Genomic DNA, 24,062 nt, shown 5'->3' with positions numbered 1-24,062 from the left:
GAGGGGGAAGAGGTCAAATGACGTGTCAGGAAACTCCCCCCTCCCCACGGAATCGCGAAGCGGGTAGAGTGGTGATTCGTTTTGTGGGGTGGCGCAATCCGCCCACGACAGATCATGGGGGATCTGCCCGGCATGCAAGCCGCCGGACCGGACATAACGCAAATCGTTTCGATCTCCGTCACGCTGGCGGCTGTGATCTTCGCGCTTGGCGCGGGGTTCTGGGCCTATCGGCTGACCGCAGGCGCGCGGGCGGCACAAGCCCTGTGGCGCAAACGCACGCGTGAATTGGAAGATAAGATCGCGCGTGGCGATGGCGTATTTGGCGCCTTTCCCGGCCTGGTTCTGGTGTGGGATGAAGCCCCGGAGCTGGAGGATGGCAAGCTAGAGGGTTGGGGCAAGCCGCGCATATTTGGCTCGCCCAGCGCGCTGGCCAGCTTGCTCAAATTCGCCGAGGCGAGCGAAGGCCCGGATCCGGCAGGTCTGCTGCTGGAAGGTGTGGCTGACTATGAAGCCCGCTCGGCTGCGGGTGATGACACCACGCTGCGCCGCCGCTTTGCCGAGCTGATTGGTGATGGCCGTCCGTTTTCCCTGACCATTATCGGCCCGGAAGGCCGCTTTCTGGAAGCCGATGCCCGCGCCGCCGGGACCCAGATTGTCGTCTGGCTGTCGGATGCCACCATTCGGGGTCTCGAAGAATCCGAAGCCCGGGGCCGGGTGGAAGAAGTCCGCCGCCAGCTGGAAGCCGACCCGATCGCCATTCTCGATACGCTGGAACGCGCACCCTACCCCGCCTGGCGGATGAATGCGTCCGGCCGGATCGTCTGGGCGAATGCGGCCTATGCCAAAGCGGTCGAGGCCGATGGCCCGGCAGCCGTGCTGGAAAAACAGGTGGCACTGGAACCGGTGATCAAAGAGTTGGCTGCCGAGGCCGCGAAATCCGGCGAGGCGGTGTCAGTTCTGAAACCCGTCGTTGTTGACGGTTCGCGCCGGGCGCTGGATCTGGTCAGCTTCCCGATTTCCGGCGGCGCGGCCGGCTTTGCGCTGGATGTCACCGATGGGGAAGAAGCCAAGACCGCGCTGATACGCTTCCGCCGGGCGTTTGACGATACGTTGAACCAGCTGGCTGAAGCCGTTGCCGTGTTCGATCGCGGGCAAAACCTTGTCTTCCGCAACACGGCCTTTGACGAATTGTTCGGGCTAGACCGGCAATTACTCGACCAGCGCCCCGGCCACGGCGAAATGCTGGACCGGATGCGCGAAGGCCGGAAAATCCCGGAACAGGCTGATTACGCCGCCTGGAAGAAAAACGAGCTGGCGCGCTATGACGATGCGCCGGATGCCGAGATCGCCGACGAGCTGTGGAATTTGCCGGATGGCCGTACCTTGCGCGTCGCGCGGCAGCGCAACCCGCTGGGTGGCTTGCTGCTGGTGTTTGAAGACAAGACGGACGAGCTCTCGCTTCGCGCCCGCTATAACACGCTGATCAATGTGCAACGCGCCACGCTGGACAAGCTGCACGAGGCGGTAGCCGTGTTTGGTTCGGACGGGCGGCTGCGCCTTCATAATTCCGAGTTCGAGACCCTTTGGAATCTGGAAAGCGCCGAGCTGGACGGCAATCCGGAGCTGGAACTGGTGGCCGAAAAGTGCGCTGCCCTGTTCGATGCGCCGGAGGTCTGGAGCGACATGAAAGCGCGGGTCACCGACCCGAGCCCGGAAGCGCGCCGCCATGTGACCGGCGAGATGCAGCGCGAAGACGGCAAGTCGCTGGTCTGGCTGTCGCGTCCACTGCCGGATGGCGCAACGCTGATTGCCTGGCAGGACGTGACCGATAGCCGGCGCATCGAGGGCGCGCTGCGCGAACGCGCCGAAGCGCTGGAAGAATCCGAGCGGATCAAGGGCGAGTTCGTCGAGCATGTCAGCTATCAGCTGCGCACGCCTCTGACGACGATTACCGGCTATTCCGACATGATCCTGCAGGGCATTGCTGGAGAGCTGAATGACCAGCAACAAAACTATCTCGGCTATGTGCGGACCGCTGCCGACGAGTTGGAAAAGATGGTCACCGACATTCTTGATGTCGCCGCCATTGATGCAGGACAGCTGGAGCTCGATCCGACGGATGTCGATCTGAAAGAAGTCGTCCAGGATGCGGTCGAATTGCTCGCTTCAAAAGCTGAACATGCCGGAGTGCGTCTGGCGGTGAACGCGCCATCGGGCGAAGCGCTGATCAATGGTGACCCGAAGCGCCTCCGGCAGATCACCGTCAATCTCTTGTCCAACGCGTTGAAGCACACGCCCAAGAATGGCCGGATTACGCTCACCGTGAAACACGATGAGGATCAGGCCTCGCTGACCGTCGCCGACACCGGCGAAGGTATTGATCCGGATCGTCAGGCCACCGTGTTTGAGCGTTTCGAGCGCGGCTCACGCGGGGGGGCTGGTCTGGGCCTGGCACTCGTGAAAGAAATCATTGAGATGCATGGCGGCTGGGTCGATCTTGCGTCGACGCCAGAGGAAGGCACCACGGTTGTGTGCCACTTGCCGATCATCGCGAAACTCGAAGGCGCGCCGGAACTGGATCTCACCGGCCTGTTGCGCCCGGACGGTGAGAAAGCCGCCGCTGACGGCTAACCCTGATATTCCGGCATGCGCACGACAAGACCGTCGAGCTCGGCAGAGACCTTGATCTGGCAGGACAGGCGAGAGCCTTCCTGAACATCGGTGGCAAAATCCAGCATGGACTCTTCCACGCCCGTCTTCTCCCCGGTTTTACCCAGCCAGGCGTCGTCGACATAGACATGGCAGGTTGCACAGGCACACGCGCCACCGCAATCGGCATCAATGCCCGGCACCATGTTTCGGATCGCGCCTTCCATGACGGTCAGACCGTCGGCGACGTCAATCTCGTGCTGGGTGCCGTCATGTTCGATATAGGTGATCTTGGCCATGCGAACTGTCTCCAAAAGGGGGAACGGGGGCGAATTGGCGTTTGAACCGGTGAAAGTCAAGACGAGGGTGCTTGCCGCGTGCCGCTGGCTTCACTAATCCGGGGGCATGAGTGCTTCGTCCCTCACATTCAAGCTGCCTGATGCCGCCGCCACACATGAGCTGGGTGCCCGGCTGGCGCGCGCGTTGAAGCCCGCTGATGTGGTGTTGCTGCACGGCGATTTGGGCATGGGGAAAACCACGCTGGCGCGCGGTGTGATCGAGGCCTTAACCGGTGTGACCGATGCCCCCAGCCCGACCTATACGCTGATCCAGTCCTATGACACCGAGAATGGTGACTGGCTGGCCCATGCAGACCTCTACCGCATCGAGGATGACGCCGAGCTGGACGAGCTCGGTCTGGACGATGCGTTCGAGCAAGCGATCTGCCTGATTGAATGGCCGGGCAGGCTTGGACGATGGTTGCCAGAGCGGCGGCTCGATCTTCACCTGAAGCAGGACGGCGCGGCTCGAATCGCAGAGATTATTCTCAGCGGCGATTGGGGAGACCGGCTGGATCATGTCTGAGCGCGAAAGCCAGATCGAGGCGTTTCTAACAAACGCCGGCTGGGCCAGCGCCGAGCAACAGCGTTTCCCGGGCGATGCCTCGACGCGCAGCTATCGGCGGTTGGTTCATGGCGATCAAACGGCGGTGCTGATGGACGCCCCGGCAGGTGCCGAAGCTCCGGCCTGTCCGCCGGATGCCACGCCGGACGAGCGGGCGGCGCTCGGCTATAATGCGCTGGCGCGTCTGGCCGGCCCGAACCTCGCGGCGTTCGCCGGTCTGACCGAAGAGCTGACCATGCGCGGGTTTTCTGCGCCTCGCATTCTGGCGGCAGATTTGCCGGGCGGCTTCCTGCTACTGGAAGATCTTGGCGATGATCTGTTTGCAAGGGCAATCCCGGCAGGAGCGGACGAAAAAAACCTCTATCAACACGCCATCGATGCGCTGGCGGCGATTTACCGGTCCAGCTTCCCGGCCCAGCTCTCTGCGCATGGCGGTGAGTGGCACATCACGGACTATGACGGCCCGGCCCTGCTGGCGGAAACGGAACTCCTGCTTGACTGGTTTATCGGCAAGCATTTGGGGCGTGCGGTTTCCGACGGCCTGCGCAGCGACTGGCGCAGGGTCTGGAGCTCCGCATTCGCCGCGCTGGACACGCAAGCGCCCGGCCTCGCGCTTCGGGATTACCACGCTGAAAACCTGATCTGGTTGCCGGATCGGCAAGGCCCGGCCCGCACCGGTCTGATTGACTATCAGGACGCGCTTTTTGTGCACCCGGCCTATGATCTCGTCTCGCTGCTGGAAGACGCTCGGCGGGATGTTCCTGCGGACCTGGCGCAAGCCATGAAAACCCGCTTCCTGAAGGTCGCCCATATTTCAGACGCTGACGCGTTTGACGCCGCCTATGCCGTACTGGGCGCGCAACGGAATGCGAAGATTCTCGGGATCTTTGTGCGGCTGGCGGTTCGGGATGGAAAGCCGAAATATCTCGACCTCCTGCCCCGCGTCGCCCGGCATTTCCTCACAGATATCTCGCATCCCGCCCTTTCAGAGGTGAGGGCGCTGATTCATGATCTCGCTCCTGAGCTGGATGAGGTGGCGCGTAAATGACCCGGATCACTACCGGCATGGCGATGGCCGCCGGCCTGGGCACGCGGATGCGGCCATTGACGCTCGACCGGCCCAAAGCCTTGGTCGAAGTGGGCGGCAAAGCCCTGCTGGATCATGCGCTGGACCGGTTTGCGGCAGCGGGTCTTTCACGTGCGGTGGTCAACATCCATCATTTCGCGGACTTGATGCGCGCGCACCTGTCAGCGCGGTCTGGAGCGCCGGAAATTCATATCTCCGATGAAACGGATGCCTTGCTGGAAACCGGAGGTGGCCTGGTGAAAGCGCAACCTCTGCTGGGTGAGGCGCCCGTTATTATCTCCAACATTGATGCCATCTGGCAGGAAGGCGGCACGCCAGAGCTCGACCGCCTGAAAGCCGCGTGGAAGGGCGAAAGGATGGACGCTCTGCTCCTGCTCGCCCCCATGAATGCGGCATTAGGTTTTGACGGGGCGGGCGACTTTTTCCTTGAGGACACCGGTCAAATCCGCCGCAGGGGTGACGCCAAAACGGCCCCCTTCGCTTATGCCGGTACCCAGATCCTTAATCCGGCGGTTTTGGCGGATTACAAGGCAGAGCCGTTTTCGACCAATCAGATCTGGGATGATCTGCTGGCAAAAGGGCGGGTCTATGGGCTGGCGATGGACGCTTTCTGGATGCATGTCGGCGATCCGACAGCGCGGGATGAGGCCGAGGCCCGGCTGGGATGAGCGCGCTTTTTGCTCCCGCCAATCCGCGTGTGTTCACGACACCGCCTCAGACCGACTTCCTGAAATTGCTGGCTGAAACGCTGAAGGCCGAATTTGGCGAAACACCGGAATCGCTGGCGCGCGTGACTGTGCTCACACCTACCCGGCGCGCCGGGCGGGCCCTGGCTGCCGCCTTCACCGGGTTGGAAGACGGGCATCAGGCGACGCTCTTGCCGCTGATCCGTCCGATTGGTGATGTGGATGCCGATGACCCGCCCTTTGAGCCCGGAGAGCTGGCCCGGATCGCGCCGCCCGCAATCTCGCCTGTCCGCCGCAGCTTTGAGCTGGCCCGGCTGATCCTGGAAAAAGATGCCTCACAGGGCGGAGATATGAGCCCGCCCGGCGCGATTGCTCTGGCCGGGCCGTTGGCGGCGTTGATTGATGATCTCTGGACGGAAGAAACCGGCGACGTCTCCGCTCTGGGCGAGCGCATTCGCGCGCTCTTGCCGGATCATTTAAAAGAGTCCGCGGATTTCGTCTCCATCGTTTTGTCCTATTGGCCAAAACGTCTGGCGGAGTTGAAACTGAGCGATCCCGCACAAAGGCGCTCGGCGCTTCTGGCCGCGCTGGCGGATCGGTGGCGGGAGATGCCGCCGGACGCCCCGATCATCGTGGCAGGCTCCACAGGCTCCATTCCCGCCGCGGCCGATTTGATGGCCGCAGTCGCGCACCTGCCGCAAGGCGCGGTCGTACTGCCCGGCCTAGACCGGAATATGGATGACAAGGCTTGGGCGGCTCTGAAAGATGATGACCAGCATCCGCAACAGGCGATGCAGGCCTTTCTGGCGCGGATTGGCCTGGCACGGGAGGATGTTTGCGACTGGCCCGGCGCGGCTGCCAATACGCGCGGGCAGGCCCGGCAGCGGATTCTGGCGGAAGCCTTGCGGCCGGCAGAAGAAACCAGTGATTGGCTGTCGCGAATTGATGAGATTGAAAGCGGGTGGGGTGAAGGCTTTCTTGCCCAGGGATTTGACGGTCTCTCTGTAATCGAAGCGCCCGGCCCCGATATGGAAGCCCGCGTCATAGCGCTCGCCCTGCGGGAGACGCTGGAAACGCCGAATAAGACCGCCATGGTGGTCACCCCTGACCGCGGCCTCGCCGACCGGGTGCTTTCTGCGATGCGCGGATATGGGGTGCGGCTGGACGATTCCGCAGGCCGGCCCTTGTCTCAAACGCCCGCTGGCAGCTTTCTCTCCCTGATTCTGGAAGCTGCGTCTGACCCCGGCGCCGCTACGCCTCTGGTGGCGCTCTGGTCTTCACCCTTGTTTGCGCTCGGGCAAAACCGGGGATCGATCAAGCGGCATTTGGACGAGATTGATTTAGCGCTTCGCGGCGCCCGGCCCGGACGGTCTTTCCGCGATGTGACCCACCGGTTGAAGCATAAATCCGACCAAACCATTGCTGATCAATTGGCCGATCAGCTTGAATCCCTTTCCGGCGACGCCCGCCCGGTTTCAGAATGGGCGCGCGCCCATGCGCTCGCCGCTGAGGCGCTCGCAGCAACCGATCAGAAACCGGGCGCAGACGTGCTGTGGGCAAAGGAAGAGGGCAGCGCGGCAGCGGATCTTATCCGTGAGCTGATCACAGAATCGGACATGCTGCCGGATATGCGCCTTAAGGATTATGCCGGTCTCTTTGAGACGTTGGCGAAGTCCCAGCCGGTCCGCCCTCGCGGAAAGGTGCACCCAAGACTGCGGCTGCTAGGACCGATCGAAGCGCGGCTTCTGACCGCCGATCGGGTGATCCTGGCCGGACTGAATGAAGGCATCTGGCCTGCCGGGCTGGGGATTGATCCCTGGATGTCGCGCGGAATGCGTACAGAAGCGGGGCTGCCGCCGCGAGAAAAACGTCTGGGCCTGGCTGCCCATGATTTTGCCCAGCTGGCCAGCGCGCCGGAAGCGATCCTGACCCGGTCTGAACGGCAGGAGGGCGCACCGGCTGTGGCCTCGCGCTGGCTGTGGCGGCTACAAACGCTGGCTCAGGGGGCGTTGGGAAAGGAAGGGGCCAAAAAGGCGCTGAAGGCCGACACTGACTATCTCGCTTTGGCGAGCCGGCTGGATCATACACCCGATCCGCGCCCAATCGAGGAACCCTTGCCGTACCCGCCAGTGGAGGCCCGGCCGGATATCCTGCGTGTGACCGAGATTCGCAACTGGATCCGCGATCCCTATTCCATCTATGCCAGCCGCATTCTCGGCCTGGAGGCGCTTGATGATCTCGACCGGGACGCACAGCCGGCTGTGCGTGGTTCGGCCATTCACAAAGCGATTGAACGCTTTCTGGAGCCCCTCAATGACCAGCCCTTGCCCAAGGACTCACTTGAACAGCTGAGCGCCCTTTATCGCGAAGAAGCAGCACGCGCTGGCATGGATGAGGCCGATCTTGTGGCCGAGATGATCCGGTTTGAACGCCTGGCGATCTGGTTCCTTGACTGGGAGGCCCAGCGCCGCGCTTCCGGATTTACACCGATCGATCATGAAAGCTCTGGCACCTGGCGGGTGCCGGATATGGACTTTACCCTGACGGGAACGGCTGACCGGCTGGACCAACGCCCCGATGGCCTTGTGGACATTCTCGATTACAAGACCGGGGGCTCTCCAACACCGGCTGCCACAAAAGCCGGATTCGAACCACAAACACCGCTGGAAGCCGCCATGCTGCGCGCGGGTGCATTTAAGGCGGCTGGAATCGCCGAGCCGGGCAATCTGACTTATGTGAAACTCTCCGGCGGACGTGAGGCCGGACAGCTGATCCAGATCAATGACACGAAGAAAGACCCGGTCTCGACCGCAGAACTGGCGGATCAGTATGAAGGCATTCTGACGGCCCTGATCAAACGCTATCGCGATCGGCAAACGCCCTATCGCGCGCAGATCTTTGCGCAGTATGAGAATGAATGGGGCGCGTATGACCGGCTAAGCCGCCGAGCAGAATGGGCGTCTGCGGATGAAAATGATGGAGGCGCACGATGAGCGCCATCATCGACCAGGCCAGCGCCCAGCAGGGCCTCGCCGCGCGGCCGGATCATCACATCCATGTGGAGGCCAATGCCGGGTCCGGCAAGACGCGTGTTCTGGTCAATCGGGTGGCACGTCTACTGCTCTCCGGTTCGGCGCCCGATAAAATTCTCTGCCTGACCTATACCAAGGCAGCCGCTGGCGAGATGAAATCGCGCCTGTTTGCGACGCTAGGGAGCTGGTCGATCGCCGATGATGACGATCTGACCACCCGGCTCAATGAGCTCTACAATCAGGAGAGCGGGGCTTTCAGCGCGGATGAGCTGGCACAAGCGCGCAAGCTGTTTGCCCGCGCGCTGGAAACGCCCGGCGGGCTGGCGGTTCAAACCATCCACGCCTTTTGCCAGTCGCTCTTGCAGCGCTTCCCGTTGGAAGCCGGCCTGCCGCCGGGCTTCGAGGTCGCGGATGATGCCGATCAGCGTGAGATTTCCAGCGACGCACGACGCGGACTGCTCTTGGCCGCACAGGAAGATGCAAAGCTGAATACCGCGCTGCGACTTCTGGCGGCGCGAAGCGTGGATGCGCTGGATCTGATCTTGCGCATGGCAGCCGTCAAACGGCTTGAATTCAGCGAAATGCTGGACCGGCAGGATGCCGGCGAGCTGGATCGCGGTTTGCGGGAAACGCTAGGCCTAAGCGCGGATGCCACGCTGGAAAGCGTTGTGCAAGCCGGTTGGACCGGAACACCGATAGAGGCGCTGAAATCTGCGGCCGAGACCATGCAAACCGGGTCGGTCACCGATCAGAAGAACGCCGGTTTTCTACTGGAAGCGCTGGAATCGGCAGACCGGCAAGCCGCTTTCGAGTTAATGGGACAGGCGTATTTCACTCAAAAGGGCAAAATCCGGTCCAGCCTCGTAACGAAGGCTATCCGGGACGCCTTTCCCGCGATACCGGATTTACTCGCTTCGGAGGCTGAACGCGTATTGGCGCTGCGCGAAACGCTCGCTTGTGTCGATCTTGTGGAGGCCTCTCACGCCGCCACGCTGATCAGCGCGGAATACCTGCGGCGCTATGAGGCCGGGCTGCGATCAAGGCACCGGCTGGATTATGCCGATTTGATCGCCCGCGCGGTTCAGCTCTTGCGGGATTCCGGTGCGCGAGACTGGGTCCGCTACAAGCTGGATGCCGGGATCGATCATGTATTGGTTGATGAGGCGCAGGATAACGCGCCGGAGCAATGGCAGGTCATCGGGGCTCTGGTTGAGGAGTATTTCGCCGGCAGCGGCATTGAACGCGAGCGTACGCGCACAGTTTTTACCGTCGGCGACGAGAAGCAATCCATCTATTCCTTCCAGGGCGCAGAACCGAAACAATTCCTCGCCTGGGGTGAACAGGTGGCGGCTGACTCGGCGGCCAGCGGGCAATTGTTTGAACAACCCGCCTTGTCGGTGTCCTTCCGGTCGTCTCCGGTAATTCTTGAGGCGGTGGATGCGGCCTTTGAGCCAGAACGTCAGCTGGGTGAGATCAAATCACTGGCCCAAGCCCCGGAAGTCAAATTCCTGCCAGAAGAGGCTGAAACCGGCGTCTTTGCCCCCGCACCGGAAGCCTTCGAGCGCTATCAAACCCATCATGCCGCCTGGACCGGCCGTCCCGGCCTGGTCGAGCTATGGCCTTCCCTGCCGCGCATACCCGATAAGACAGATCCGGATCCGACCGCGCCGGTTGATCGGGAAAGCGCTGCCAGCGCCCCGCATCGGCTGGCCGGGCTGGTCGCGGACGAAATACGCCGCATCCTCGATGACGGCGATGGCGTGCATGATGAAGAAACCGGAGGGCGACGACCGGCCCGGCCCAAGGATATTCTGGTGCTGGTGGCCCGGCGCAGCGGGTTTTTCCGTGAGCTGATCCGGCAGCTCAAGCTGCGTGCTGTGCCCGTGGCCGGGGCAGACCGCATGGTCTTGATGGATGAACTGGCCGTGCAGGACCTGATCAACCTGGCCGAAGTCGCGCTAAACCCGCTCGATGATTTGAAGCTGGCAGAGCTGTTAAAGACGCCTTTCTTTGATCCCGTCGATGGCCCGCGACCGATTGATGAAGACGAGCTTTTCACGCTGGCGTACAATCGCGGAGAGCGCAAACAGCGCATACCTTTGTGGTCGCGCCTGCAGGACAGCCAGCGCGAGGCGCTGCAAGAGGCCAAAACCGCTATTGAACGCGCGCGCAACCGGATCGAGACCGCCGGTGTCTTTGGCTTTTTCGCAGATTTCCTGAATGAGCGCTCGGCCACGGGAGAAACCCGGCAGAAGCGCCTGTTTGCCCGGCTGGGCGAGGAGGCGCGCGATCCGGTCGAGGAGTTTCTGGCCCGCGCGATTGTGTTTGAACAACAAAATCACGCGTCACTGCATGGCTTTGTGGCGGCAATGAAGGCCGGCTCGGGCGAGATCAAGCGGGAAATGGATGAAGGCCGGGGCGAGGTTCGCGTCATGACAGTGCACGGCTCGAAAGGGCTGAAGCGCCGATTGTTATCCTGCCTGATACCACCCATGCGCCGATGGTGCGCGGTGACCGGCGGCTTTATTTCACCGCGGAGCACGGCATTGTCTGGGCCCCGGGTGGCGCGGTGACGCCAGAACTCTTTGAAAACTTGTTGGAGGCCGACAAAGCGCGCGCAGAAGGCGAGCATGCGCGCCTCTTATATGTGGCGCTGACACGCGCCAGCGACCGCTTGCTGGTCTGCGGCTGGAATCGCGGGCGGGGAGAGGGCAGCGTGGCCGAGCGCAGCTGGTATGGGCGGCTTGCAGCGCTATGGAATGGCGAAGCCTGGTCCGAGATGGACACGCCTGTCTCGAGTGCAGAAGGCGAGACGTTGACGGGGCGGTTTTTCGGTCAGAGGCCGGAGAGGCTGGGGCGGTCTGAAGACGTTGAGCGCTCTATCACCCCTCCAGAGTGGGCTCTGACGGAAGCTGAAGACGAGGTGCGGACGGCCCGCACGGTTGCGCCCTCACATTTTGCGGAAGACGCTGAGCCACCGGTTTTATCTCCGCTGGTTCTGGATGATGGAAAGCGATTCCGGCGTGGGTCGCTGATCCACAAACTGCTGGAAACGCTGCCCGACCTGGCAGAGGACCGGCGCGCGGAAGCGGCGCGCGCCTATCTGGAGGCGCAAGCCGATCTGACGCCGGAAACGATTGACCAGATCGCCGAGGAAACGCTGGCGGTGCTCAGCCATCCCGATTTCAGTGCCGTTTTCGGGCCGGGCAGCCTGGCGGAAGTCTCCCTGACAGGCTCCGCGCCGGGATTGCCGGAAGATATGGTGCTCAATGGTCAGGTCGACCGGCTGGTGGTCACCGATCACGATGTTCTGATCGTGGATTATAAAACCAATCGCCCGCCGCCCACCGACGCGAAAGACGTGCCACGCCTTTATCTGGCCCAGATGGCCGCCTATCAGGCGCTTCTGAAGGCTATTCACCCGGATAAGAATGTCCGCTGCCTGTTGTTATGGACGGATGGTCTGCGCCTGATGGAATTGAGTGACGAATCGATGGCGCGGGCGCTCGTCTCAGGTGTCAATGCTTGACGTTCCGCGTCCGGCTTCCTAGGTGACGCCTCGATGAGAATTCCGATTTCCCGGGATTCGCAAAAGACAAGGAGAGTTGCGATGTCGACCATAGCGGTCAGTGACGACTCGTTCGAAGCCGATGTTCTAAATTCCGACAAGCCGGTCCTGGTGGACTTCTGGGCGGAATGGTGCGGCCCGTGTAAGCAGATCGGCCCGGCGCTGGAAGACCTCGCTTCTGAAATGTCTGACGAGATCACGATTGCCAAGGTCAATATCGACGAAAATACGATGACGCCCGGCAAATATGGCGTGCGGGGCATCCCGACGCTGATGATTTTCCGTGGCGGTGAAGTGACTTCCACGAAGATTGGCGCCATGGCCAAGGGTAAGATCGAAGAATGGATCAAAGAGTCGCTGGTCTCCGCAGCGGCCTAAGCCGATCCAAATTCTGAAATTGAAGGGGCTCGCCAGATCGGCGGGCCCTTTTTCTATTCCCGGTTCACCGTGCGGAAGGTCAGCGAAATCCTGCGGGAGCGCGGGATGCGCTCGCCATCGATCACATCGATCTTGCGGGCCGGAATTTCATGCGTCCAATCATAGCGCGCTGAGCCGGTCAGAATGAGCAGGCTGCGGGGTTCGAGAATAGCGGCGCGGCGCTCTCCAGTCACCCGATGCCGGAATACCATTTCTGCTGCACTGCCAAGGCTGAGCGAGGCAATGACGCGTCCGAAACAGGGTTCGCAATCCACATGCGCCGAGATGCCCTGACCCGGCAGATATTCATTGCTGATGATCTGGTCCGGCGTCCGGCCGAAGGCCGCTTCGAGCGCTGGCAAAGAGAGAAGCGGCTCAAAGATATCAGGGAGGGGACCAAGATAGTCTGCCGCGTTCACGCTTCTCGCGCGATAATCATACCGCCAGCCATAATGTTGGGTCCGGCGTTTCAGATCGGTTCGCCAGGGTTGGGCATCGATCCAGTCGTTGAGCCCCTCAGCCTTGCGGGTTGAGATGATCTCCGAGGATAGCGATGCGCCGGGTGGAAGGGTTTCCTGCGCCATGAGGCGCAAAACTAACCACTGGTTGAATGCGGTGTCACGCCCTGGGTGAGGCCCAAAACCTCTCCCGCCAGATAGAGCGACCCACAAATGAGGATGCGCGGCACTGGTTCATCGCGGATGGCATCGGCAATAGCGGAGAAAAGATCGGCATTGGCTTCGGCGACGAGGCCCGCCTTGCGGGCGGCTGCAGCAAGGTCTTCCGGCTTCAGGGAACCGCCGCGACCTCCATCAAACCCAATCGTCTGCACCCGGCGCGCAAGCCCGGCGAAATGGGAGAGGAAGGCTGTGCCATCCTTGTTCGGTGACATGGCGCAGATCAGCATGAGCGGGCGCGGCGCGCGGGCTTCCAGATCGGCCATGGCACGGGCCAGAGCCTGCCCGGCGGCTTCATTATGCCCGCCATCGAGCCAGATTTCGGCGTCTCCTGCCGCTTCTACGACCGGGCCCTCAGAGAGGCGCTGTAAGCGCGCTGGCCAGGTGACGGATTTCAACCCCTTACGGACGACGTCTTCCTCATATCCCGCAGCACGCGCCACTGCGACGGCGATGCCCGCATTGATGATCTGATGTTCGCCAACCAAAGCCGGTCGCGGTAGATCCCAGAGCAGGTTTTCTTCTTCAAAGACCAGCCGCCCCTGCTCACTCCAGGCGCGATAATCGCGACCCCAGTGTTGTAAGGGCGCTCCAATCGCATTCCCAATCGCGGCAATCCGGCCTTCCGCCTCCGGGCGCTGCGGGCCAATGATGGCCGGTACGCCTTTCTTGAGGATGCCGGCTTTTTCGCCAGCTATTCCGGCAATGTCCGAGCCGAGAAATTCGGCATGGTCCAGGCTGACCGGCGTAATCGCTGTGACCTGCGGTTTGGGCAGGACATTGGTGGCATCCAGCCGCCCGCCAAGGCCCACTTCCAGGATCAGGCGATCGGCGGGTGATTCTGCAAACAAGAGGAAAGCGGCAGCCGTTGTAATCTCGAAGAAGGTGATGGGTTCATTGCCATTCGCCGCTTCGCAGCGGTCGAAGGCATCCTTCAGGCGGGCGTCGTCCACCGCTTCTCCCGCGAGCACGATGCGTTCATTAAAGCGCACCAGGTGTGGCGAGGTGTAGAGATGCGCCCGCTCGCCAGACGCTTCGGCGATGGCGCGCAGATAGGCGCAGGCCGAGCCTTTACCGTTCGTTCCGGCAACATGGATGACCGGCGGCAAGCGGTCCTGCGGATTGCCGAGCTTGTCCAGCAAGGCCGTCATCCGGCCCAGCGAGAGGTCGATCTTCTTTGGGTGCAGCGCAGCGAGCCGGTCGAGGACCGGCTGCAACGCGTCAGGCGCTGGCATTGTCTCCAGCGACGTCCACCGGCGGTGTGTCCTGACGAATGACCGGTGTATTGGAGCCGCCCCGCTTCATCAGCGTACGCAGCATGCGGCCCAGCACGTCGCGCAATTCGCGGCGATGGACGACGCGGTCGATCATGCCTTTTTCGAGGACATATTCGGCGGTCTGGAAATCTTCCGGCAGTTTTTCGCGGATCGTTTGCTCGATCACCCGGCGGCCAGCAAAGCCGATCATCGCGCCGGGTTCGGCGATATGAACATCACCCAGCATGGCATAAGACGCGGTCACACCGCCCGTGGTCGGGTCGGTGAGGACGACGATATAGGGCAGGCCCGCCTCATTCAGATCCTGAATGGCCAGAGTGGTACGCGGCATCTGCATCAGGGAGAGACACCCTTCCTGCATGCGCGCACCGCCGGCTGCGGTAAACGCAATCAGAGGCGTGCGATCTTTCAGCGCGGCTTCTGCGGCGGTGATGAAGGCTTCGCCTGCCGCCATGCCCAGCGAGCCGCCCATGAAAGCAAAATCCTGCACCAGCACCGTCGTGGGCACGCCGCCAATGGAGCCCTGGCCAATCGCCATGGCATCTTCGCGCCCGGTCTTCTTGCGGGCGGCTGACAGACGTGACGTATAGGCCTTGTCGTCCTTGAATTTCAGCGGGTCCTTCGGAACTTCCGGTGTGTCCAGTGTTTTCCAATCGCCATCAAAGGTGAACTTGAAACGATGATCCGGGCCGATGCGCATGTGGTGGCCCGCAGGCGTCACAAACTGCCCCGCTTCCAGATCTTTGTGAAAGACCATCTCGCCGGAGATCGGGCATTTCACCCAGAGGTTTTCCGGCGTGTCGCGCTTGGCGAACATTCTTGAGACACCCGGGGGCGTGATGCGTTCCAGCCAGCTCATGGCAATCCTGTTTACGGCGCAGCGCGTACGGCTGCTGATAATGTCCGGACGGTTTCTAGCGCATTTTCCGTGCCGCCGTCATGGTTTGCGCTCACAATCGCACTGCCAACGACCACGGCATCGGCACCACCAGAGGCAATTTCCGCCGCCTGTTCAGGCGTTTTCACGCCAAACCCCACCGCCACAGGCAGGCCAGAAGCCGACTGTACGCGCTTGACGGCTTCTGCCACATCGGTGGCGGCCCCGCGTCCCATCCCGGTCACACCCGTGGTGGAGACATAATAGACAAAGCCGGACGAGCTTTCGGTCACGGCCTTCAAGCGATCCTCATTCGTGGTGGGCGTGGCCAGCCGGATGATGGAGATGTTCTCCGCCGCCAGAGCTTCGCGCAATTCGGTGTCTTCCTCCGGCGGCAAATCCACACAGATCAACCCGTCCACACCGGCGTCAGACGCGGCCAGGGCAAAAGCTTTAAAGCCCATATGATGGATCGGATTGGCATAACCCATCAGCACCAAAGGCGTATCCGGGTGTTTGGCGCGAAACTGTTTGGCCAGCGCCAGCGTGCCGTTCAGCGTCATGCCGTTTTCCAGCGACCGCAAAGCGGCCGCCTGAATCGCCGGGCCATCGGCCATCGGATCGGTAAAGGGCATGCCCAGCTCGATCACATCGGCGCCAGCCGCGGGCATCTGGTCGAGCAAATCGGCCGTCTCGCCATCGCCCGCCATAATATAGGCGACAAACCCGGCCCGGTTTTCGGTTTTCAACGCGGCAAATGTCGTAGTGAGGCGGTTCATTGGGCGGCTTCGATATATCGTTCTAGGAACTCGGATTCGATACGTGGCCACCCTTCGTCCCGCAACGCCTCAATGGCTGTTGCAACGCTTTCAGCCATGAGATCGAGAGTTGCCATGCTCCCACGAACCTCGACCGTATGTTCGAAAGGAAATGTATTCTCGACAATGCCATTGCGTTCTACTTCGAATAAAATTTCTACATTAGCCACAATCAACCGGTTGCGGTTGACCGTTGCCAATCCAACGAATGGTAAGTTCTCAGCCGGGTTGCGGAGCTGATAAACAGTGCCGTCTCGCACCGTTGCTCTAATAAGTACTCCATCCTCGGACCCATTCAGGTGTTCCGCCAGAATGGCAGTCAGATCTTGCTCGATGACAGCAAAAAATGACGGTTGCAGATCAATCTGAACTGGTTGAATCTCGTTGTACACACTGGGCCTGCGCCGTTCCGTCATTGGTGTTGCGGTTACGATGACGTTAAAGCTGGCAGCACGAGGGGCACCTGTACTTTCGGGGCTATATGCCGCGATCGGAAGTGAGGTTGTTGTTGCGCAAGCTGAGAGCATAGCTACCAACAACAAGAAAATGAGAAATTTCAAACGGTTCATACCTCCACCCCCAGCATCCGTGCGACTTGCGGCACATCCTTATCGCCGCGGCCGCACATATTCATCAGAATCACACCGTCGGGATCCAGCTCTTTGGCGAGATCGCGGACGCGGGCGAGCGCATGAGCGGGTTCCAGAGCCGGGATGATGCCTTCCAGTTTCGAGCAGAGCTGGAACATTTCCAGCGCTTCCTCGTCGGTGGCCGAGACATATTCGGCGCGTTTTACATCATGCAGGAAGGCGTGCTCCGGGCCGATGCCGGGATAATCCAACCCGGCGGAAATGGAATGGCCTTCAATGATCTGGCCGTCCACGTCCTGTAACAGATAGGTCTTGTTGCCATGCAGAATGCCCGGCTCGCCGCCATTCAGGCTGGCGGCATGATCGGGCGTATCCAGGCCCTTGCCGGCGGCTTCCACGCCAATCAGGCGCACACCTTCGTCTTCCAGGAAGGGGTGGAATAAGCCCATCGCATTGGATCCGCCCCCGATGCAGGCGATGGCAGCATCGGGCAGTCTTCCGATCCGCTCCAGCATCTGTTCCCGCGCTTCACGGCCGATGACAGACTGGAAATCGCGGACCATGGCCGGATAGGGGTGCGGACCGGCCACCGTACCGATGACGTAGAAGGTCTCATCGGGATAGGTGACCCAGTCACGCAGGGCTTCATTCATCGCGTCTTTCAACGTGCCGCGTCCGGACGAAACGGCGTGAACCTTTGCGCCCAGCAGTTTCATGCGGAAGACGTTCGGCGCCTGACGCTCCACATCGGTTGCGCCCATGAAGACTTCACAGGGCAAACCAAAGCGCGCCGCGACGGTGGCTGTTGCCACGCCATGCTGACCCGCGCCGGTTTCGGCAATGATGCGCGTCTTGCCCATGCGACGCGCCAGCAGGACCTGACCCAGGCAATTATTGATCTTGTGCGCGCCGGTATGGTTCAGCTCGTCGCGCTTGAGCCAGATTTGCGCGCCACCGAATGCTTCGGTCAGGCGCTCGGCGAAATAAAGCGGGCTGGGCCGGCCGACATAGTGTTTCGAAAAATCCTCGAACTCGGCGGCAAAAGCCGGATCGGCCTTGGCTTCCTCATAGGCTTTTTCCAGTGCCAGAATGTTCGGCATCAGGGTTTCAGCCACATAGCGCCCGCCAAATTCGCCAAAACGGCCATTGGCATCGGGGTATTGGGAAAAGGCGTTTGGTTTTGCGGTCATAGCAGCGATCCTTGTCCTCCCCCGTTCACGGGGGAGGTGGCAGCGAAGCTGACGGAGGGGGCTAGCGCAGTATTCGCCCCCCTCGTCCCTTCGGGACACTCCCCCCGCAAACAGGGGGAGACATCTGCGCGTTCGTATCTCGTCACTCTAATCTCTCAACGCTGCGGCGAAGGCCGCCATTTTTGTCGCTGACTTTACACCCGGCGCGCGTTCAATGCCGGAGGAAACATCCACCGCCATTGCGCCCGAGGCTTTCACAGCGGCGCGGACATTGTGCGCGTGCAGCCCGCCAGACAAGAGCCAGGGCGTGGAAATTCTCAGCGATTTCAGCAGGCCATAATCATAGCCCTCACCCCAGCCGCCGGGACGGTCTGCGCCTTGGGGCGGTTTGGCATCAAACAAGATCATATCCGCGATGCCGTCAAATGCCTTGGCAGCGTCCATATCCGCGGCTTCGGCAACCGGCAGCGCTTTGATCACCCGCAATCCAGTCCGTGCTTTCACTTCGGCGACGCGATCCGGTGTTTCCTGGCCGTGCAGCTGTAGCCAGTCATGCCCGGCGGCATTTGCGGCGTCGATCAACGCGTCATCGGGATCGACCAGAACAGCGACACTCTCTGCTTCGCCCTTCAACGCAATCAGGTGGTCCACCTTTGACGGCTTAATATGGCGGGGGCTTGGCGGAAAATGCACCAGGCCCACCCAGCGCGCGCCGAGACGAACCGCTTCAGACACATCTTGAGGCGTCCGCAGGCCGCAGAATTTGATATCCGTCATGTCAGGGCAGTTAGACTATTTGGCCGAGGCGTCGACCCGCTCGCGCAATTCCTTACCCGTCTTAAAGAAGGGCACGAATTTGTCTTTCACCGAAACCGACTCGCCCGTGCGCGGATTGCGGCCATCGCGCGCCTTGCGATGACGCACGGAGAATGCGCCAAAGCCGCGCAGTTCCACCCGGTCACCGCCGGCCAGGGCATCACCAATCTCATCAAAGACGGCGTTAACGACGCGTTCAACATCCCGCTGGAACAGGTTCGGATTTTCCTCTGCCAGTTTGGCAATGAGTTCCGACTTGATCATGGGCATATCCCCTCGCGCGCAGCCGGGGCGTAACGTGCGCCAGCGAAGGCCATAGAGTCAATGCGGTTAAATAGAAAAAGGGCCGAACCTTTGCAGGTCCGGCCCCGATTTCTGCAGAATCGCAGCGAATTTACTTCGCGGCGCCTGCTTTTACGGCTTCGCGAACCTCAGCCACCTTGGCCGACTTCACGATTTCGATGTCATTGGCTTCAGCGTATTCGACCAGCTGAGCTTTCGTCATCTTGTCGAAGTCCGGAGCGTCGTCAGAGGCTTCCTCTGCTTTTGCTTCGGCTTTTTTGGCCGCCGGCTTTTTGGTTTCAGCCGGGGTATCGCCTTGCTCTTTCAGAGCGGCACCCAGAATGTCACCGAGCGATGCACCGGAGTCAGAGGAACCATACTGTTCCACGGCCTCTTTCTCTTCGGCAATCTGCAGCGCCTTGATCGACAGCGACACGCGGCGCGAACCCTTGTCGATATTGGTGACTTTGGCGTCGATCTTGTCGCCCACCGCAAAGCGTTCCGGACGCTGCTCGTCGCGATCTCGGGACAGGTCGGATTTGCGGATGAAGGACTTCATCGCGCCGTCATCGCCGAAGGTCACTTCGATGCCACCCGAGGTGATTTCGCTGACGGTGACGGTGATCGTCTGGCCACGGCCAACGCCGCTGGAGTCCATCGGGTCGCCATCGAGCTGTTTGATGCCGAGCGAGACCCGCTCTTTTTCAACATCGATGTCGAGGACCTTCGCCTTGACCACATCGCCCTTGTTGAAGTCAGCCACAGCGGCTTCACCGGACTTGTTCCAGTCGATGTCAGACAGGTGGACCATGCCGTCAATGTCATCATCGATGCCGACGAACAGGCCAAATTCGGTGATGTTTTTGACTTCACCTTCAATCGTCGAGCCGATCGGGTGCTTTTCGGCCAGCAGATCCCACGGATTGCCCTGGGTTTGCTTGATGCCCAGAGAGATGCGGCGTTTGTCGGCGTCCACGTCCAGAACCATGACGTCCACTTCTTCAGAGGTGGAGACGATCTTGCCCGGATGAGCGTTTTTCTTGGTCCAGGACATTTCGGACACGTGAACCAGGCCTTCCACGCCCGGCTCCAGTTCCACGAAGGCACCGTATTCGGCGATATTCGTGACGCGGCCTTTGAAGGTGGCGTTGACCGGGTATTTCGCGGCAATGCCTTCCCACGGGTCGGACATCAGCTGCTTCATGCCAAGCGAAATACGCTGGGTTTCCGGATTGATGCGGATGATCTGGACGTTGACCGTCTGGCCGACTTCCACAACTTCCGACGGATGGCCAACACGGCTCCAGGACATGTCCGTGACGTGCAGGAGGCCGTCAATGCCGCCCAGATCCACGAAGGCACCATAATCGGTGATATTCTTGACCACGCCTTCGCGGGCTTCACCCTCGGCCAGCTGACCGACGAGCTCGGCGCGCTGCTCGGCGCGCGATTCTTCCAGAACGGCGCGGCGCGACACTACGATATTGCCGCGCGGGCGGTCCATTTTCAGGATGGCGAAAGGCTGTTCGATATTCATCAGCGGGCCGACATCGCGAACCGGACGGATATCCACCTGAGAGCCCGGCAGGAAGGCGGATGCGCCGCCCAGATCCACCGTGAAACCGCCTTTGACGCGGCCAACAATGGCGCCATTGGTCGGTTCTTTTTTCTCGAAGGCTTTCTCGAGGCGGTCCCAGCTTTCCTCGCGGCGGGCTTTATCGCGCGAGATCACGGCATCGCCGAGCGCGTTTTCAATGCGCTCCAGATAAACTTCTACATCATCGCCAATGGACGGGGCCGTCGAGCCCGGACCGGTGAACTCGCGAAGCGGGATCCGGCCTTCGGTCTTGAGACCGACATCAACGGTGACGAAATCGTTTTCGACCGCGGTCACGCGGCCTTTGACCACCGTACCTTCGGCGAGATCCTGACCGGCGAAGCTGGCTTCCAGCATGGCCGCAAAATCATCGCGGGACGGGGATTGGGTTTGTACTTCAGACATGGGTTGGAGAAACTCCGGTATGAAATGTATTCGGGCCAGCCGGTTGTCTCCGGCGGTCTTGCCTTGGGGCCAATTTCATACGCGCTATGCCGCATAAAGCGGCGGGTTGAACAATGGAAATTCCAATTGAAAGGCGCCAAAGAGAGGGATGTCCCTCTCCAGCGGGCCTGACAATTTGAATGTCCGGCTAGCTGCCCGGCGTGGCGCCCGTCTTGTTCTTTACGATGCGGACGGCCTCAGCGAGCGTCGCGTCTATACTCAAATGAGTCGTATCGAGCAAGATGGCGTCGTCTGCGCGCATCAGCGGGGCGGTTTCGCGCGAAGCATCCCGCTTGTCGCGTTCGGCCAGCTGGCGCTCGATTTCTTCCAGCTGAATTTCATCCCCGCTGGCGACCAGTTCGCGCCAGCGCCGTTCCGCCCTGACTTGGGGGTCGGCATCGATGAAAAGTTTTACATCGGCATCCGGGCACACGACGGTTCCAATGTCCCGGCCATCAAGAATGGCCCCGCCTTCCTGTTCCGCAAAACGGCGCTGAAGCTCGAACAGGGCCTGGCGCACGCGCGGCTGGGCGGCAACAACCGACGCTGCAGCTCCGGCGGCGGCCGTGCGGATGGCGTGTTGATCTATGTTTGCGGGATCCAGCGTTTTAGCGGCGTGTTCTGCCAACGCTTCGTCGGCGGGGTCGTCGCCAGCAGAGAGAACCGCCACAGCCACTGCCCGGTAGAGCGCGCCGGTATCCAGATGCGGCAAGCCAAAGTGCGCCGCAAGGCCGCGCGCTATCGTGCCCTTCCCGGAGGCCAGTGTGCCGTCTACCGCAATGATCATGTGTGCGTCTCTATCACAGCGCCCAGCGCTGTCATGTCGGCAATGAAGCCGGGATAGCTTGTCGCGATCATTGAGATATCGTCGACCCGAACCGTATTCCGGGCGGCCAGCCCCAGAACCAGACCCGACATCGCGATGCGATGATCATGATGCGTCTCGACAAGACGGCCGCCAGACGGTTGGCCGCCTTCAATGATAAGATCATCGCCTTCAATGCGGGTTTCAACGCCATTCCCGGCAAGCAAGGCATGAGTAGCCGCCAGCCGGTCGCTTTCCTTGGCCCGCAGCTCGGCCAGACCCCGCAGCCGGGACGTACCATTCGCAAACGCGCAGGCCACGGCCAGAATCGGGTATTCATCGATCATGTCGGGCGCAATGTCGGGTTCAAGGTCAATTGCAGAAAGTCTCGAAGCGCGAACTTCGACATCAGCAATCTCTTCGCCGCCGGACGCGCGTTTTGAGGTCAGGTGGATGTCCGCGCCCATCCGTTTCAGAACGCGGATTAGCCCGGTCCGCAGCGGATTCATCATCACGCCTGTAATCGTTACCTCTGAGCCGGGAACGACCAGCGCGGCAATCAGTGCAAATGCGATCGACGAGGGATCACCTGGCACCGTCACATCGCAAGCTGTCAGGGATTGAGGCCCGGTGAGGCGGATGATGCCTCCTGAACCGTCTTCTTCAACGCTCAGGTCGGCCCCGAAAGCTTTGAGCATGGTTTCGGTATGGTCGCGCGTCGCGCGGGACTCCCGAACAATCGTCTCGCCCTGTGCGCCGAGCCCGGCCAGCAATATCGCTGATTTAACCTGCGCGGACGCAATCGGCGGCGCATACTCCATCCCGGATAATGCAGAGGCTTTGAACGATACCGGTAATCGGCCTTCCGTCGATGACGCCTCAAGACCCATCTGGCCCAGCGGATCGAGAATGCGCTTCATGGGCCGGGCTGACAGGCTTTCGTCGCCAATGAACGTCGCCTCGAGACCAGCACCCGCGACCAATCCCATGGTCAGGCGAACGCCGGTACCGGCATTGCCAAAATCGAGCGGCGTAGACGGTGTGGTCAGGCGGCGGGCACTGCCTTTAACCGTATAGCTGCCCGCACCGGTTTTGGTGATCTCGGCCCCCAGCGCCTGCATGGCGGTAAGCGTGGCCAGCACATCTGCGGATTCCAACAAGCCTGTGATCTTGGTTTCGCCATCAGCAAGAGCCCCCAGCATCAGGGCGCGATGCGACACGGATTTATCACCCGGTGCCGTCAGTGCTCCGGCCAGGCGGCGGCCCGGCATGGCGGCGGCTGGTTTATGGGCAGATTTTTCAGCGTTCATCGGGATCAGATATTCACAAAATGCCGGTTAGCAGACATAGGCTTTTGACAGGACGCATTGATCGTGGCAACGACGCGCGCCAAAACCACTGCTTATCGGCCCAAACAACCATCCAAGGGGATCGTCATGGCCAAAACCGATCTCGGCACAAAACGTATCTGCCCGGAAACCGGCAAGAAATTCTACGATCTGGGTAAAGACCCGATCGTTTCGCCGTACACCGGCGAATCCTATCCGCTGTCTTTCTTTGAAGCTGAGGAGGTGGCTCCGCCAAAAGCCTCCAAATCGAAACTCAAGGATGAGGACGAGAAAGCCAAGGCCGAAAATGCCGAGGCCGATGACGGCGAAGAAGACGACGAAGACGGGGATGATGTCGCCGAGCTCGACGATGCGGAAGTGCCCGCATTGGACGATGATGATGATAGCGACGATGACGATGAGTCAGATGAAGACCTTCCGGAAGGCTTCAATGATGATGATGACGAGCTCGATATCGACGATGATAGCGATGATGACGTCCTCCTGGATGATGATGAAGACGATGATGATTTCGGCATTTCCGGCGAGGATGACGAGGACGACACCTAGGAGCGTTCAAACCGCTTGAAAGCGGTGCGGGCTTTGACTAGGTTCCGCGCCTCTCCCGCCGGCCCAAGGGCGGGACACACATTTCGGGGCTATAGCTCAGTTGGGAGAGCGCTTGAATGGCATTCAAGAGGTCGGCGGTTCGATTCCGCCTAGCTCCACCAGCCTTCGCTCGCTCGCGCGAGCTTCGGCTCGGCAAGCAAGCCTTTAAAACGAGCGAAGGTTGTCGCGCCGAAGCCTGAAAGGCGAAGGCGGGCAGCCAGCTTCCGTCTGCTTGAATGGTTTTTTTGGCCTCGCGCTAGTTCGCTGCGCTCACAGCTCCGGCGGGACGGGCGAAAGCCCGGGCCACGGTCGTGGCCTTTTATGCCCCATCTTCGTCAGTAGAGCAGTCAGCCCTCAATCGAGCCAAGGCTGTCGCGCCGTAGCTTCAGCGAAGGCGGACAATAAGACGT

21 protein-coding genes and 1 tRNA gene are annotated in these 24,062 nt (G+C 61.0%); 10 read left to right on the top strand and 12 right to left on the bottom strand.

Features of this window, described 5'->3' with window-relative positions; genetic code table 11:
• Positions 1-114 precede the first annotated feature (114 nt).
• Positions 115-2,631 carry an ATP-binding protein gene (locus tag ACO079_RS10920; RefSeq protein ID WP_421789972.1) on the top strand — a complete coding sequence of 839 codons (2,517 nt, stop codon included), beginning with the start codon at positions 115-117 and terminating at the stop codon, positions 2,629-2,631.
• On the opposite strand, the gene ACO079_RS10915 is transcribed toward ACO079_RS10920, so the two are convergent.
• Positions 2,628-2,948, bottom strand: coding sequence for a 2Fe-2S iron-sulfur cluster-binding protein (locus tag ACO079_RS10915; protein WP_421789970.1), 321 nt, complete (start codon positions 2,946-2,948; stop codon positions 2,628-2,630). The two genes, ACO079_RS10920 and ACO079_RS10915, sit on opposite strands and share 4 nt — an antisense overlap.
• Positions 2,949-3,054: 106 nt before the next feature.
• Here ACO079_RS10915 and tsaE point away from each other — a divergent pair, with 106 nt between their 5' ends.
• The 7 genes from tsaE to trxA all read left to right on the top strand — a co-directional run bounded on the left by tsaE (position 3,055) and on the right by trxA (position 12,303).
• Positions 3,055-3,513 (top strand): tRNA (adenosine(37)-N6)-threonylcarbamoyltransferase complex ATPase subunit type 1 TsaE, encoded by a 459-nt coding sequence (gene tsaE, locus ACO079_RS10910; RefSeq protein ID WP_421789968.1) that lies wholly within the window; start codon positions 3,055-3,057, stop codon positions 3,511-3,513.
• Complete coding sequence (locus ACO079_RS10905; RefSeq protein ID WP_421789966.1) at positions 3,506-4,600, top strand: aminoglycoside phosphotransferase family protein; 1,095 nt, start codon at positions 3,506-3,508, stop codon at positions 4,598-4,600. The genes tsaE and ACO079_RS10905 overlap by 8 nt, the downstream gene beginning before the upstream one ends.
• On the top strand, positions 4,597-5,307 hold the full coding sequence (locus ACO079_RS10900) for a nucleotidyltransferase family protein (RefSeq protein ID WP_421789964.1): 711 nt from the start codon (positions 4,597-4,599) through the stop codon (positions 5,305-5,307). Before ACO079_RS10905 ends, ACO079_RS10900 begins: the two co-directional genes overlap by 4 nt.
• A complete protein-coding gene (addB, locus tag ACO079_RS10895) occupies positions 5,304-8,318 on the top strand; it encodes a double-strand break repair protein AddB (RefSeq protein ID WP_421789962.1) in 3,015 nt (1,004 codons plus the stop codon). The genes ACO079_RS10900 and addB overlap by 4 nt, the downstream gene beginning before the upstream one ends.
• The gene (locus ACO079_RS10890) at positions 8,315-10,930 is read left to right on the top strand and encodes a UvrD-helicase domain-containing protein (protein ID WP_421789960.1); all 2,616 of its coding nucleotides are present in this window, start codon (positions 8,315-8,317) and stop codon (positions 10,928-10,930) included. The genes addB and ACO079_RS10890 overlap by 4 nt, the downstream gene beginning before the upstream one ends.
• Entirely contained in the window at positions 10,927-11,886 is a 960-nt protein-coding gene (locus ACO079_RS10885) for a PD-(D/E)XK nuclease family protein (protein ID WP_421789958.1), read from the top strand. Before ACO079_RS10890 ends, ACO079_RS10885 begins: the two co-directional genes overlap by 4 nt.
• An 81-nt stretch (positions 11,887-11,967) precedes the next feature.
• Positions 11,968-12,303, top strand: coding sequence for a thioredoxin (gene trxA / locus ACO079_RS10880; protein WP_421789956.1), 336 nt, complete (start codon positions 11,968-11,970; stop codon positions 12,301-12,303).
• Between the two features lie 53 nt (positions 12,304-12,356).
• Here trxA and ACO079_RS10875 read toward each other — a convergent pair whose 3' ends face one another.
• From ACO079_RS10875 to aroA, 11 genes are all read right to left on the bottom strand, one after another.
• Positions 12,357-12,926, bottom strand: coding sequence for an alpha-ketoglutarate-dependent dioxygenase AlkB (locus ACO079_RS10875; RefSeq protein ID WP_421789955.1), 570 nt, complete (start codon positions 12,924-12,926; stop codon positions 12,357-12,359).
• An 11-nt stretch (positions 12,927-12,937) separates the two neighbouring features.
• Positions 12,938-14,254, bottom strand: a complete 1,317-nt coding sequence (locus tag ACO079_RS10870; RefSeq protein ID WP_421789953.1) for a bifunctional folylpolyglutamate synthase/dihydrofolate synthase — start codon at positions 14,252-14,254, stop codon at positions 12,938-12,940.
• Positions 14,241-15,155 (bottom strand): acetyl-CoA carboxylase, carboxyltransferase subunit beta, encoded by a 915-nt coding sequence (gene accD / locus ACO079_RS10865; protein WP_421789951.1) that lies wholly within the window; start codon positions 15,153-15,155, stop codon positions 14,241-14,243. The genes ACO079_RS10870 and accD overlap by 14 nt, the downstream gene beginning before the upstream one ends.
• 11 nt (positions 15,156-15,166) lie before the next feature.
• Positions 15,167-15,952 (bottom strand): tryptophan synthase subunit alpha, encoded by a 786-nt coding sequence (gene trpA / locus ACO079_RS10860; protein ID WP_421789949.1) that lies wholly within the window; start codon positions 15,950-15,952, stop codon positions 15,167-15,169.
• Complete coding sequence (locus ACO079_RS10855) at positions 15,949-16,560, bottom strand: hypothetical protein (protein ID WP_421789947.1); 612 nt, start codon at positions 16,558-16,560, stop codon at positions 15,949-15,951. The genes trpA and ACO079_RS10855 overlap by 4 nt, the downstream gene beginning before the upstream one ends.
• Positions 16,557-17,771 carry a tryptophan synthase subunit beta gene (gene trpB, locus ACO079_RS10850; RefSeq protein WP_421789945.1) on the bottom strand — a complete coding sequence of 405 codons (1,215 nt, stop codon included), beginning with the start codon at positions 17,769-17,771 and terminating at the stop codon, positions 16,557-16,559. Before trpB ends, ACO079_RS10855 begins: the two co-directional genes overlap by 4 nt.
• A gap of 147 nt (positions 17,772-17,918) precedes the next feature.
• A complete protein-coding gene (locus ACO079_RS10845; protein WP_421789943.1) occupies positions 17,919-18,548 on the bottom strand; it encodes a phosphoribosylanthranilate isomerase in 630 nt (209 codons plus the stop codon).
• A 15-nt stretch (positions 18,549-18,563) separates the two neighbouring features.
• Positions 18,564-18,851 carry an integration host factor subunit beta gene (locus ACO079_RS10840; protein ID WP_421789941.1) on the bottom strand — a complete coding sequence of 96 codons (288 nt, stop codon included), beginning with the start codon at positions 18,849-18,851 and terminating at the stop codon, positions 18,564-18,566.
• A 130-nt stretch (positions 18,852-18,981) separates the two neighbouring features.
• Positions 18,982-20,871 (bottom strand): 30S ribosomal protein S1, encoded by a 1,890-nt coding sequence (rpsA, locus tag ACO079_RS10835; protein ID WP_421789939.1) that lies wholly within the window; start codon positions 20,869-20,871, stop codon positions 18,982-18,984.
• 187 nt (positions 20,872-21,058) lie between these two features.
• Positions 21,059-21,697, bottom strand: a complete 639-nt coding sequence (gene cmk / locus ACO079_RS10830; protein ID WP_421789937.1) for a (d)CMP kinase — start codon at positions 21,695-21,697, stop codon at positions 21,059-21,061.
• The gene (aroA, locus tag ACO079_RS10825) at positions 21,694-23,025 is read right to left on the bottom strand and encodes a 3-phosphoshikimate 1-carboxyvinyltransferase (RefSeq protein ID WP_421789936.1); all 1,332 of its coding nucleotides are present in this window, start codon (positions 23,023-23,025) and stop codon (positions 21,694-21,696) included. Before aroA ends, cmk begins: the two co-directional genes overlap by 4 nt.
• 126 nt (positions 23,026-23,151) lie before the next feature.
• On the opposite strand from aroA, the gene ACO079_RS10820 reads away from it, so the two are divergent.
• Together ACO079_RS10820 and ACO079_RS10815 are read left to right on the top strand one after the other, a co-directional pair.
• Positions 23,152-23,613 (top strand): TIGR02300 family protein, encoded by a 462-nt coding sequence (locus ACO079_RS10820; RefSeq protein ID WP_421789934.1) that lies wholly within the window; start codon positions 23,152-23,154, stop codon positions 23,611-23,613.
• An 85-nt stretch (positions 23,614-23,698) separates the two neighbouring features.
• Positions 23,699-23,774: transfer RNA gene (locus tag ACO079_RS10815), tRNA-Ala, on the top strand.
• Positions 23,775-24,062 lie beyond the last annotated feature (288 nt).

Source organism: Hyphobacterium sp. (genome assembly GCF_965228115.1).
GTDB lineage: Bacteria > Pseudomonadota > Alphaproteobacteria > Caulobacterales > Maricaulaceae > Hyphobacterium.
The sequence above is the reverse complement of the archived record's forward strand: the minus strand, read 5'-3'. Positions and strand labels throughout refer to the sequence as shown.